General features: G+C 63.5%; 9 protein-coding genes and 1 pseudogene. 5 read left to right on the forward strand and 5 right to left on the reverse strand.

Going from position 1 to position 12,804, the window contains the following annotated elements; all coding sequences use genetic code 11:
- Positions 1–4 precede the first annotated feature (4 nt).
- The 3 genes from ribD to AC4DF4_RS00925 are packed head-to-tail and all read right to left on the reverse strand — an operon-like array spanning position 5 to position 3,515.
- Positions 5–1,003, reverse strand: a complete 999-nt coding sequence (gene ribD / locus AC4DF4_RS00915) for a bifunctional diaminohydroxyphosphoribosylaminopyrimidine deaminase/5-amino-6-(5-phosphoribosylamino)uracil reductase RibD (protein ID WP_490046225.1) — start codon at positions 1,001–1,003, stop codon at positions 5–7.
- Positions 1,000–3,357: a mechanosensitive ion channel family protein gene (locus tag AC4DF4_RS00920; protein WP_490046226.1), complete on the reverse strand. Its 2,358-nt coding sequence runs from the start codon at positions 3,355–3,357 to the stop codon at positions 1,000–1,002. The genes ribD and AC4DF4_RS00920 overlap by 4 nt, the downstream gene beginning before the upstream one ends.
- Entirely contained in the window at positions 3,354–3,515 is a 162-nt protein-coding gene (locus AC4DF4_RS00925; protein WP_490046271.1) for a rhodanese-like domain-containing protein, read from the reverse strand. The genes AC4DF4_RS00920 and AC4DF4_RS00925 overlap by 4 nt, the downstream gene beginning before the upstream one ends.
- Positions 3,516–3,849: 334 nt before the next feature.
- On the opposite strand from AC4DF4_RS00925, the pseudogene AC4DF4_RS00930 reads away from it, so the two are divergent.
- Together AC4DF4_RS00930 and AC4DF4_RS00935 are read left to right on the forward strand one after the other, a co-directional pair.
- Positions 3,850–4,143: pseudogene (locus AC4DF4_RS00930) on the forward strand (hypothetical protein); the annotation flags it as partial.
- A 620-nt stretch (positions 4,144–4,763) separates the two neighbouring features.
- Positions 4,764–7,490 (forward strand): cation-translocating P-type ATPase, encoded by a 2,727-nt coding sequence (locus AC4DF4_RS00935; protein WP_490046227.1) that lies wholly within the window; start codon positions 4,764–4,766, stop codon positions 7,488–7,490.
- A 34-nt stretch (positions 7,491–7,524) separates the two neighbouring features.
- Here the strand turns inward: AC4DF4_RS00935 and AC4DF4_RS00940 are convergent, their stop codons facing one another.
- Together AC4DF4_RS00940 and AC4DF4_RS00945 are read right to left on the reverse strand one after the other, a co-directional pair.
- Positions 7,525–7,956, reverse strand: coding sequence for a DUF6941 family protein (locus AC4DF4_RS00940; RefSeq protein WP_490046228.1), 432 nt, complete (start codon positions 7,954–7,956; stop codon positions 7,525–7,527).
- Complete coding sequence (locus AC4DF4_RS00945; protein ID WP_490046229.1) at positions 7,928–8,347, reverse strand: hypothetical protein; 420 nt, start codon at positions 8,345–8,347, stop codon at positions 7,928–7,930. The genes AC4DF4_RS00940 and AC4DF4_RS00945 overlap by 29 nt, the downstream gene beginning before the upstream one ends.
- Positions 8,348–8,667: 320 nt before the next feature.
- Here AC4DF4_RS00945 and AC4DF4_RS00950 point away from each other — a divergent pair, with 320 nt between their 5' ends.
- From AC4DF4_RS00950 to AC4DF4_RS00960, 3 genes are read left to right on the forward strand one after another with little or no spacing between them, the layout of a single operon-like run.
- Positions 8,668–10,896, forward strand: coding sequence for an NADP-dependent isocitrate dehydrogenase (locus AC4DF4_RS00950; protein WP_490046230.1), 2,229 nt, complete (start codon positions 8,668–8,670; stop codon positions 10,894–10,896).
- A gap of 14 nt (positions 10,897–10,910) precedes the next feature.
- Entirely contained in the window at positions 10,911–11,687 is a 777-nt protein-coding gene (gene fdhD, locus AC4DF4_RS00955; RefSeq protein ID WP_490046231.1) for a formate dehydrogenase accessory sulfurtransferase FdhD, read from the forward strand.
- Positions 11,684–12,799 (forward strand): phosphopentomutase, encoded by a 1,116-nt coding sequence (locus tag AC4DF4_RS00960; protein WP_490046232.1) that lies wholly within the window; start codon positions 11,684–11,686, stop codon positions 12,797–12,799. Before fdhD ends, AC4DF4_RS00960 begins: the two co-directional genes overlap by 4 nt.
- The last annotated feature ends 5 nt before the right edge of the window (positions 12,800–12,804 follow it).

The raw sequence follows: 12,804 nt of genomic DNA on the forward strand, positions 1-12,804 counted from the left end.
CGCCCTAAGTTCTTACGATGCCGCGCAGCCGGAGATCATTTCCAAACTGTTGGAAATCGATTTCTTTCAAATGCAGCGACTCGCGCAAGCCCGCTCCGGCGAGGCCGGGCGAGGGGCCGCCGCAGAGGATGGGCGCGTAATAGACGACGACTTCATCGACCAGGCCGGCCTCGAACATGGCGGCGGAAAAGACGCCGCCGGCTTCGATCATCAGCGAGAGCACGCCTTGCTCGCTTGCGAGGTTGCGCAGGATTTCCGCGAGGTCGCCGCGCGGGCGGATGAGGGTGCGCTCCATCGATTCGTCGAGCGACAAGGTTTCCGGGCGGCCTGAAACGACGACGCGCCACGGTTGCTGGCGTCCGGCGAGGAGCTCGGGGACGCGGATAGTTAGAGCGGGCTTGTCGCGGCGGACGGTCTCGCCGCTGGTGAGGATGGCGTCCACGGTGGCGCGGAGTTTCTGGACGTCGGCGCGGGCGAGTTCGCCCGTTAGCCACTGGCCTTCGCCGGGCGGGCGGGTGATGCGGCCGTCGAGGCTCATCGCGGATTTCCAGATGACCCATGGCAATCCCGTGTCGCGGACTTTGAAAAACGGCCGGAGGAGTTTCTCCGCGTCCTCGCGGCAGACACCGGAAACCACTTCGATGCCGGCGGCTTGCAACAGGGCGTCCGCGCGACCGGCGTGGTCCGGATTCCGGTCCACGGCGGCGTAAACCACGCGGGCGATTCCGGCGTCTATCAAACCCTGCGTGCACGGCGGCGTGCGGCCGTGGGTGGAGCAGGGTTCGAGCGTGATGTAAATCGTCGCGCCGCGAACGTCTTTGCCGGCGGCGTCCGCCAGCGCCTCGCGCTCGGCGTGCGGCTGGCCGGCGGCGCGGTGCCAGCCTTTTCCTAGCAGCTCGCCGTTCTTCACGATGACCGCGCCGACGGGCGGGTTCGGCGCGGTTTTGCCGACTCCCTTGCGCGCCTCCTCCAGCGCGAGATTCATCCAGTGGGCGTCGTTCATGCCGGCGGGTTGGAAACTTGCACTTGGATCGGCTGGTCGGTGGTGAGGTGCATTTCGCGCTGCGGGAACGGGATGCCGATTCCCGCTTCCGAGAAACGCTTCTCGATCATCAGGCGCAGGTCGCTGATGACGACCATGGGACTGGTGCTGCCGCCGAGCTCAATCCAGAAGTAGAGGCTGAAAACGAGCGCGTTGTCCCCGAAGTCCTCGAAAATCGCGAAGGACTCGGGATGCTTGCAGATCAATCCGTGGCGCGCGGCGGACTCGGTGAGGATCTCCATCACGGTTTGCGGCTCAGTGCCGTAGGCGACTCCGACGCGGAGGCTGCGGCGCATTTTCGAGCTCGAGAGCGTCCAGTTAGTCACACGGTTTTCGAGAAACAGCGAGTTGGGAATCATCGTCTCCACATCGTCCGCGCCGCGGATGACTGATGAGCGGGTGTTGACCTCGACAACCGTGCCGATGATGCCGTCCACATCGAGGATGTCGCCGACGCGGACCTTGCGCTCGGCCAGCACGATGATGCCGCTGATGAAATTCTTGATCAGCGTCTGGGTGCCGAAACCCAAACCGATGGCGAGCGCGCCGCCGAAGAAGGCGAAGACGGTGAGCGGGATTTTCAAAAACGCCAGCGTGCCGATGGCGAGGAACACGCCGACCACGATCATCGCCCAGTTGCGCAGCGTCTTGGCTTGGGCTTCCGCGATGTGGCCGCGGGTGACGAGGCCGGCCTGGATGCGGTTAGCGATCCTCGCTGCGATCCAGTAACCGATGAGGAAAAACAACAACGCCCGCAGCAACATGCCGAGGGTGACCGGGATCTTGCCGGTGAGCGTCTCGCCGTCGATCTCCACCTTTTCCTCGAACGTCATCACTTCGAAGGCCCAGATTTTTTTAACGGTTTCCCAAGCCGTGCCGCTGATGGCGGAGATCCGCTTGAAAAGTTTGGCCTCGCCGGGCTTGGGTGAGTGCTCGGCGATCCAACGTTTGACCAGCCGCTGTTGCGCGACCACCGCCTGCTCGACGCGCTGGAGCATGGCGAGTTTTTCGCTGGCGGTGGCGCGCTGTTGGTTGACCAGCGCGTAGCGGGGATCGTCCGAGGAAATCGACGCGGCGCGGGCTTCGAGTTTGCTGAGGTCCGCGCCGCAGGTGGAAATGTCGTTGCCGATCACGTTTTCCAAAGCGCTGAGGCGGTCGTGGGACAGCTTGATCGAGCCAAGGAACTTGGTCCGCTCCTCGAGATTGGCGGCGTTGACCAGCAACTTGCGGTCCTGATGCGCCTTGCAGCCGACGTTTTCCAATTGGATGAGGGTTTCAAGGCTCTCGATCATCGACTGAATCCCGTCGATGCGGTTCTCAGCGACTTCCACGCGGAACTTGGCGAGCTGCAAACCTTCCGGCTCCTTGCCCGGGAAGGCCGTTGCGACAAGGGCGTTGTGGGCGGCCTGCGCCTGGGCACGGGTGGTCGTCGCCGCCTTGAGGCCTTTGGAAATCTCGCGGATTTCCTTCTGCGCTTCATTTTTCCGCTCGTCGGAGATTTTCGAAATCCGCGCGATGTCGTCCTCGCTGAGGCTGGCGTCGGTGCGGGCGATCTTCACCTTGCGGTCGAGCAGGGCGAGGTCGATTTTGGCGGCGGCGATGAGATCGTTGAGGCTGCCGCGGGCGTTCTGCAGCATGCCGGCGCGGGCGGCGAGCAGGCGGGCTTTGGTGCGCGCGGCTTCAAGCCGCCACTTGGCCGCCTCGGTCTTGCCGTCGCCGGCGTTTTGCACCGCCACGATCCACCCGTTGACCGCGTCTTCCGCAGCCTTGGTTTCCCCGACGGTGCCGGAGAGGAGGCTTTCGAGGTTGGAAAGCGAGGATTCGTTGGAGGTGAGTTTCGCTTTGACCGCGTCGCGCTCGTTGAGCAGCTCGTCGATCATCAGCAGCGAGTAGGGAGGAGATTCCTTGAAACCGGTCCATGCGGTATCCTCGGCGCGGGAGGCTTCGAGCGTCTTGCGGGCGTCCGCGATGACGGTGAAATTTTTGATCGAGCGAGTGGCGGTGAGCGCCATCTGTTCGAGATCGCGGCGGCGGTCGTCGAGTTCCGCCGGGGTGATGCCGGCGGGGAGCGCGGCCTCGGCACCGGGCATGTCCAATTTCGCGAGGGCGTCGCGGGCTTCCTGATGCCATTGTTCGAGGCGTTTGCGGGCGTCCTCGGGTTTTTCGGGGGCGGCGGCTTTCGCGGGTTCCTCACCCGCCACCGCCTTTTTCAAGGCACCGAGCTGGGCGTAGGCGCTGGACGGGAAACCCGTGGCGAGGATGCAGACGACGGCGATCCAGCAGCGCGCGCTGGATTTCAGGAATGGAAACTTCATGGAATGGATGGAATTACTCGGGCTTGACGATCGGCTTGCCGGCTTTTTCCCCAGGCGAGGATGCCGCCCTCCAAGTTGCGGACGTCGGCGAATCCGAGTTTGACGAGGGCGGCGGCGGCTTCCGCGCTGCGGCGGCCGCTGCGGCAGTAAACCAGCAGCGGCTTGCCCGGATCGAGTTCTTTCGCCGCGCGGGTGGCGAAATTCTGGAAATCTTACCCCTCCCCTCTCAACGACTGCGTCGGCCTTAGCAATGACCACTTCGACCTTAGCAATGACCACTTCGACCTTAGCAACGAGCATTTAACCCTAAGCAATGGTCGCTTAGCCCTTAGCAACGACCACTTCGGCACTCTCAACAACCACTTCGGCCTTCGCAACGTCACTCCACATTCAACTTCCCCCGCCGCCTCCATCCGCTAGGCTCCGTCCATGCCGCCGGACGCCATCGAATCCTTCATCACCCGCTGGTAAAATTCCGGCGCCGCCGAGCGCGCGAACTACCAGATGTTCCTCTCCGAACTCTGCGACATCCTCGAAGTCCCGCGCCCCGATCCCACCTCCGCCGATCCCGCGAAAAACCTCTACGTCTTCGACTGCGCCCTTGAGCGCGCCTTCCACCAAGGCCGCGGCTACATCACCTCGCTCCCCGTCGCCGAGGGCCGCCCGCCGTTTCTCATGGTGTGCGACGTCGGCCACAGCATCGATCTCTACGCCGAGTTCTCCGGCTTGTTGCCATTCCAAGCCACGGATCGCATGATGCTGCTCTCTGGAAAGCCGCTGCGATAGAGACGGTATTACTCGCGCATCTGCCGCCAGGACATGGGGGCCACACTTGGCCCATTCTGGAGTGTCTTCGTATCTCCCAATTCCCTTGGCATGATCGATGAGTCTGCCAGTCTTCAGTGAAAACTTGTGAATGTGTGATGGCCCGTGACGCCCGCGTGATCTAATGATGACCGCTGCGTCATGATCCACAAATAGCCAGTCCTCGATAAACGGCCCGGCCTGAAAATCTCTCCACTCACTGGTCGATACCATCACGCGGAGAACGCTGTTCACTGGCTCCCCATACGAGTTCCGGCTGGTGTAGCGAGACCAACCGACCAATCCGGTATCTGATCGTCGGACATCGATGCAACGGCCTAGCCGTGTCCAGAACTCCGAGTGCCCATCAGCAAACTTCACGCGAACGTTTCCGATTGACTGGCCCCAATCTCGACGCTCCGAGGGAACTCCGGGCAGCGTCTTGCGAAGCTATCCCAGTTCATGGCGCAGCACAGCGCATTTGTCATTCAGACGGGGCCGCCAAAGATACGCCATGTAGCGTCGCTCACAGAGCGACGCCACAGTCAGCAAACTCAGGCCTCGCATCCATCCGGAGATTCGGCGATGATGCATGGCGGACGATGAACTCCCCCACCCTGGCCTGGCATCAGATGCCCGCTGCGGACGCCTGTCGCGAGATCGGCGGCGATCCGGCTCTGGGCCTGACTTCCGAGGAGTCCGCGCTGCGCCTCGCGCGGCATGGCGCGAATTCGCTGCCTGAAGAGGAGCGGGAATCCTGGTGGCGCGTGTTTCTGCGGCAGTTCACCAGCCCGTTGATTTACGTGCTCTTCGCCGCCGCCGTGCTGGCCTTCGCGCTGGGCAAGCATGAGGACGCGGGAGTCATCCTCGTGGTCGTCATCGTCAATTCGCTGATCGGCGCGTTTCAGGAAGGACGGGCGGAGCGGTCGATGGAATCGCTTCGGCGGCTTTCCTCACTGCATGTGCGCGTCCTGCGGGATGGCGAGGCGCGGATGATCGAGGCGCGCGACCTGGTGCCGGGCGATGTGATCGTGTTGGCAGCCGGAGACGCGGTGGGGGCGGACGCGCGCCTGCTGGAAGCCGCCGCGCTCGAAGCGTCCGAAGCCGCGCTCACCGGCGAGTCCCTGCCGGTGCTGAAACACGCCGGCCCCTTGCCGGAAGACACGCTGCTAGCGGATCGCCGCAACATGGTTTTCTCCGAAACCCACATCACCGCCGGGCGCGGCAAGGCACTGGTGGTGGCGACCGGACTCGCCACCGAAGTGGGAAAAATCGCCACCATCACCACCGCCGCCGAGGAGCCGAAAACCCCGCTGGAAATCCGCATGGACCAGTTCGGCCGCCAGCTGGTGCTGGCATCCGTCGGCTTGTTCGCGCTGGTGATCGTCGCCGGAATGCTGCGGGGGATGCCGTTGACGGAAATTCTAATGGTCGCCATGAGCCAGACCGTCTCGCTGGTGCCGGAAGGCCTGCCGGTGGCGCTCACGATCGGCCTGGCCGTGGGCATGCAGCGCATCGCCGCGAAGGGTGCCATCGTGCGCAGGCTGGCGGCCGTCGAGACGCTCGGAGCCACCAGTATCATCTGCACCGACAAGACCGGCACGCTGACCAAGAACGAAATGACCGTCACCGCGCTCTGGCTGCCGGACGGCCGCGAGGTCGAGGTTTCCGGCTCCGGATACACGCCTGCGGGCAGCTTGGTCTCCGATGGCAAAGAGCTCTCGCCCGCGGGAGATTCCGCGCTGCGCCTCATCCTGGAAGCCGGCGTGCTGTGCAACGATTCCCAACTCGTGCCTCCTACCTCCGAGGAGTCCCGCTGGCGGGCGTTAGGCGATCCCACGGAAGCGGCGCTGCTCACCGTGGCGCTCAAGGGCTGCGTCGAGCCCGCGCGGCTTCATCATGAATGGCCGCGCCGCGCGGAGATCCCATTCGACCCCGACGCCAAGCTTATGGCCACCCAACACGGCCACAAGCGCGGGCCTAACCGGATTTTCATCAAAGGCGCGCCCGAGATGCTGATGCCGCTCTGCGGTCACGCCCGGCATGGCGACGAGATGCGGCCGCTCAATGAAAGCAAGCGCCGGAAGTTTCTGTCAGTCGCCGAGCAGATGGCGGATCAATCGTTGCGCTTGCTGGCCGTCGCGATGGTCGAGTCATCGACGATTGACGAGGACGCGGGCTTTGAGCAGTTCGGCGGTCGGGCCGTTTTCCTCGGCTTCGTCGGGCAAATGGACCCGCCGCGCGAGGAGGTGAAAGCCGCCGTCGCCGAATGCCGTGCCGCTGGCATCCGACCGGTGATGGTGACGGGCGACCACAAGGCGACCGGCCTGGCGATCGCCCGCATGCTCGGCATGGCGGACGCGCACGACCGGGCGGTGGACGGGCGCGAGCTGCAGGAAATGTCGGAGCACAACCTCGCGGCGAACCTTGACCACATCGCGGTTTTCGCGCGGGTGCATCCCGCGCAGAAACTCCGCATCGTCGAAGCGTTCCAAGCACGGAACCACGTCGTGGCGATGACCGGCGACGGAGTGAACGACGCGCCCGCGCTCGCCCGCGCGGATGTGGGCGTGGCCATGGGAATCACCGGCACCGAGGTGGCGAAAGAGGCGGCCAAGATCATGATCACGGATGATAATTTCGCCACCATCGTGAGCGCCGTCGAGCAAGGGCGGCTCGTTTACAGCAACATCCAGAAGCTCTTGCTGTTCCTGTTCGCGACCTCGCTCGACGAGGTCATCGTCCTGCTCGGCGCCCTGTTATTCGGCTATCCGCTGCCGCTGGCCGCCGTGCAGATCTTGTGGATCAACCTCATCACCGAAGGCACGCTCACGATCAATCTCGTGATGGAAGGGCCCGAGGGGGATGAAATGACGCGCAAGCCCATCCGCACCGGCGAGCCGCTCATCACCCGCGCCATTTTGCGCCGCATGGCCGTGATGGTGCCCACCTCCGCCGCCGCCACGTTGGGCTACTTCATCTGGCGGCTCTCGACCGGCGCGCCCTTCGCCGTGGTGCAAACCGAGACCTTCACCCTGCTCGCCGTCTGCCAGTGGTTCAACGCGCTGAACTGCGAGAGCGCCACCCGCTCGGCGCTGCGGCTCGGCCTCCTCCGTAACCGCTGGCTGCTAGGCGGGCTGGTGCTCGCGAACCTGCTCCAGCTCGCCGTGGTTTACACCGCGCCGATGAACCGACTGTTCCACACCGTGTCGATCTCGGCCACTCACTTTTTCCTCATCGGCGCGGTGGCCAGCAGCGTGCTGTGGGTCGAGGAAATCCGCAAATGGTTCGCCCGGCGGAAAATGAAAAACGCTCCGCAGGTCGGCTGACCCGTGGCGCGCTGAATGAAAACCGGTCCGGGGATCAGCCGATTTGGGTTTCGCCGTTAGGTCCTTGCGAGACCTGGACGATGCGGAGTGGCAGGCGGACGAGGATCTCGCCGTCGCAACCGATGTCGATGGAGTAGATGCCGGCTTCCTCGAAGCGGAGGCCTTGCAGGTTCATGACGATGTTGCGGGTGAGGAAAGGAACGTTCTTCGGCAGCGCGACTTCGAACTCAGGCTCGATCGGCATGTTGTTCGGGTCGAGCGATTCGCCGTCCTCGTTGATGATGTTGATCGAGAGCTTGTGGCGGCCCGCGTCTTCCGGAGTGAAGCAGAAACGCATGGCGAGGGCGCACGACGGGTGCACCACAGGCACGGCGCGGGCGGCAAGGGTGTCGAAGGTTCCGGAAATGACGAGCTTGCCGTTGTAGTCGGCGGCGAAGTCACAAAGGGTGGCGATTTGGATGTCCATGATGGATGATTTGAATGATTTGAATGATTTGAATGATTTGAATGATCCGCCCCATGATTTTCATGCGGCGGGGCTCCTTGTCTGAAGGGATCGCGCCCAAGGGTAAAGTGCAAAGAATCCGCAGAAACCCCGGATGCGGCCTCTCATCGCGGCGCGGCTCCGGGATGACGCGCCAGCCTCCGCCGGATTGTTCCACAAATCGCGATGCGAATGGCTCGTTTCCTAGGTTTTCAGCGCGACGCGCGGCGTGGAACAGGAAGCTTTCCCCAAGTTGTTCACATCGGATTGCTGAAGGAATTTTTGAAGTTCGCTCACCGCCGCGGATCTTGCGGATTTCTTGTCCGGAAGGCGCAGAACGCCTTGTGAATAACTTGGCAACAAGTGCGAGCAAGCGATTCACAACTCCCTATCCCGTTCATTTTCAGCAGCCACCGGATCCATCAATCGTTTAAAGCCCCCGGATCAGTGGTGATAACTCCAAGCGGGTCGCGGGCCCGGTCCTCATTAGAAAATCAAGGAATCCCCGCCCTAGCCAACCCTGAAATCCGCTAGATTCGCCGGATTCCGGCACTTTGCCCAAGTTATTCACAAGCGCCTGCACGCGAAGGATTTCGCCCTTGGCGTTTCTACCGCGAATTGGCGAAGCAATTGCTTTTGACCGCGGCTAGCGGATGCCCTTAGCGTCTGCCCGAAATTTCATCCCGCCAAATCATGCCCCAGGTCCCCACCATCATTTACACCAAGACCGACGAAGCGCCGGCTCTCGCGACTTATTCCTTTTTGCCGATCGTCCAGGCGTTCACCAAGCCATCCGGCATCGCGGTGGAAACCCGGGACATCTCGCTGGCCGGCCGCATTCTTTCCAAATTTCCGGAGAATCTCACTGCGGATCAAAAAGTCCCCGACGCCTTGGCGGAACTCGGCGCGCTCGCCACCCAACCGGACGCGAACATCATCAAACTGCCGAACATCAGCGCGTCCGTGCCCCAGCTCAAGGAAGCCATCGCCGAGCTCCAGGCCAAGGGCTACAACATCCCCGATTTCCCCGCCGACCCGAAGACCGATGCCGAGAAGGAAACCCGCGCCCGCTACGACAAGATCAAGGGCAGCGCCGTGAATCCCGTCCTCCGCGAGGGTAATTCCGACCGCCGCGCGCCCAAGGCGGTCAAGGAATACGCCCGCAAAAACCCGCACTCGATGGGTGCCTGGTCCGCCGATTCCAAGACCAGCGTCGGCACGATGGGCGGCAATGATTTCTACTCGAACGAGAAATCCCTCACCGTGTCCGAGGCGACCACCGTGAAAATCGAGTTTGTCGCCTCGGACGGCACGGCCACTGTCCTCAAGGAAAAGACCGCGCTCCTTCCCGGCGAAATCATCGACGCCACCGTCCTCAACAAGGCCGCCCTCGTCGAGTTCCTCGGACAGCAAATCGCCAAGGCGAAACAAGACGACGTCCTGTTCTCCATCCACCTGAAAGCCACCATGATGAAGGTCTCCGACCCGATCATTTTCGGCCACGCCGTCGAGGTCTTCTTCAAGGACCTCCTCACCAAACACGCCGCCACCTTCTCCGCGCTCGGCGTGGATCTGCGGAACGGCTTCGGCGATCTGGTTAGTAAGATCCAAACCCTCCCCGCCGACCAAAAGGCGGAGATCGAGGCCGACATCCAAGCCGCCTACGCCACCGGCCCGGCGCTCGCGATGGTCAATTCCGACAAGGGCATCACCAACCTCCACGTCCCGAGCGACGTCATCGTGGACGCCTCGATGCCCGCCATGATCCGCTCCTCGGGCAAGATGTGGGACGCCCAGGGCAAGCTTCAGGACACCCTCGCCGTCATCCCGGACAGCAGCTACGCCGGCGTCTATCAAACCACCATCGACTTCTGCAAAAAGCACGGCGCTTTCGACCCGAGAACCATGGGCACCGTGCCGAACGTCGGCCTCATGGCGCAGGCCGCCGAGGAATACGGCTCGCACGACAAGACCTTTGAAATCGCCGGCACCGGCACCGTCCGCGTCGTCGATGCCGCGGGCCAGGTCCTGCTTCAGCATGCCGTCGAAGCCGGCGACATCTGGCGCGCCTGCCAGGCCAAGGACGCGCCGATCCGCGACTGGGTGAAGCTCGCCGTCACCCGCGCCCGCGCCTCGCAGACTCCCGCCGTTTTCTGGCTGGACGAAAACCGCGCGCACGACTCGCAGATCATCGGCAAGGTGAAGAGCTATCTCGCCGACCACGACACCAGCGGCCTCGACATCCGGATTCTCGCTCCCGCGGAAGCCACCCAGTTCACCCTCGAACGGCTCAAAGACGGCAAGGACACCATTTCCGTCACCGGCAACGTCCTGCGCGACTACCTCACCGACCTGTTCCCGATCCTCGAACTCGGCACCAGCGCGAAGATGCTTTCCATCGTCCCGCTCATGAACGGCGGCGGGCTGTTCGAGACCGGTGCCGGCGGTTCCGCGCCGAAGCACGTCGAGCAGTTCACCCAGGAAAACTACCTCCGCTGGGATTCCCTCGGCGAGTTCCTCGCCCTCGCGGTTTCCTTGGAGCATCTCAGCGAAACCTTCCACATCGCCCGCGCCAAGATCCTCGCCGACACGCTCGACGAGGCGACCGGGAAATTCCTCATCGAGGACAAATCCCCGGCCCGCAAAGTCCCCGGCATCGACAACCGCGGCAGCCATTTCTACCTGACGCTCTACTGGGCGCAGGCTCTGGCCGCGCAGGACAAGAACAGCGGACTCAGCGCCTTGTTCGCGCCGATCGCCGCGGAACTCGCCGCTAACGAATCCAAAATCGTTGAGGAGCTTCTCGCCGTGCAAGGCAGGCCCGTGGACATTGGCGGCTACTACATGCCGTCCGACGAACTGGCCTCCGCCGCGCTGCGCCCGAGCCCGACCTTCAACGCAATCCTGGCGAAGCTCGGCTAACAAAGCTCGCGGAAATGCAAGCTTCGCAAACGATTTCGCTGATCCAGCACCGGCCCGGCGGAGCCGTCGTGATCGACGACCAAGTGGCGGTGGAAGAGCCGTTGGAAATCCGTCTCGACGGCCACCCGGTGGCGGTCGTGATGCGGACTCCCGGCCACGACGAGGAGCTGGCCGCAGGCTTTCTCGTGACGGAGGGCATCGTTTCATCGGTGGATCAGTTGCGGAAAATCGAGCCGCGGCCCGAGGAAAACCGGGTGCTGGTGTTCCTCGCCGACGGAGTGGCAGTGGACCTCGGGCGGCTGACGCGGCATCTCTTCACCGGCTCCTCCTGCGGGCTTTGTGGCAAGGCGACGCTGGAGGCGATCTTCACCGACTTCCCGCCGATCGCGCGCGGGATCGAAATTTCCGACGCCGTTCTCCTCGCCGCGCCGGCGAAACTCCGCGCGGCGCAGACGACCTTCGAATCCACCGGCGGACTGCACGCGGCGGGGATTTTTTCCGCTGATGGCGAGCTGCTCGTTCTCCGCGAGGATATCGGCCGCCACAACGCGGTGGACAAGGTGATCGGCCACGCCTTGCTCAACGGCATCGACCTGAAATCCACGCTTCTGCTAGTTTCCGGCAGGTTGTCATTCGAGATCATGCAAAAGGCGCTGGCCGCGCGGATTCCGGCGGTGGCGGCCATTTCCGCGCCGAGCTCGCTGGCGGTTGAGTTCGCGAGAAAATCAGGGCAGACGCTGATCGGCTTCCTGCGCCCGCCGACTTTCAACCGCTACTCACCCAGCGCATGAAGCGCGTCCTGTGCGTCGTCTTGGATTCGGTGGGCTGCGGCAACGCGCCGGACGCGGCGGAATACGGCGATGCGGGCGCCGACACGCTCGGGCATTTGTTCGCGAGGATTCCGGGATTCGCGCTGCCCAATCTCGCGCGACTCGGGCTCCATGAAATTCTGAATCTACCCGATGACGTGGAAATCCATCCCGCCGCATCCTGGGCGCGGCTCACTGAAAAGTCGGCGGGCAAGGACACGACGACCGGGCACTGGGAGCTGATGGGCGGCGGGCCGGACGAGGCCTTCGCGACCTTCGCGTCGTTTCCGTCCGGACTGGTCGCGGAGTTGGAAAAGCGTGGCCGGGTGGAATTCATCGGCAACATCGCCGCCTCCGGCACCGAAATCCTGACGCGACTGGGCGAGCAACACCTGCGGACCGGCAAGCCGATCCTCTACACCAGCGCGGACAGCGTGCTGCAGATCGCGGCGCACGAGGGAGCCTTCGGACTGGAGCGCTTGTGGCAGCTTTGTGAAACGGCGCGGGCGCTGCTGGATGAGCACGGCATCCGCATCGGCCGGGTGATCGCGCGGCCGTTTCTGGGAGACTCGGCGGCGGATTTCAAACGCACCGGAAACCGCCACGACTACTCGCTGATGCCGGGCGAGACGGTGCTGAACCGGCTGCAAGCGGCGGGGGTGACGACCATCGGCGTGGGGAAAATTTCCGACATCTTCGCCGGCTTGGGGATCTCCGAATCGTATCCGACGAAGTCGAACGCGGACGGAATGGCGGTGATCGAACGCCTCTGGCAGGAGCCGCGCGGCGAGCCGCACTTCATTTTCGCCAACCTGGTGGATTTCGATTCGCTCCACGGCCACCGCCGCGATCCGGAGGGCTACGCCGAATGCTTGCGCGAGTTCGACCAGTGGTTAGGAAAATTCACCGGGCGGATTCTCCCCGGCGATCTGGTGATTCTCACCGCCGACCACGGCAACGACCCCTACCATCCGGGCACCGACCACACCCGCGAGCAAGTTCCGGTGCTGGCGCTCGGCATGGGCCGACCCTTGGAAAACGGCGCTTTTTCCGACGTCGGCCGCTGGATCGAGGAGCGCTTGATCCGGCCGTGACCCGC

The sequence above is a fragment of the Luteolibacter sp. genome, from assembly GCF_058122085.1.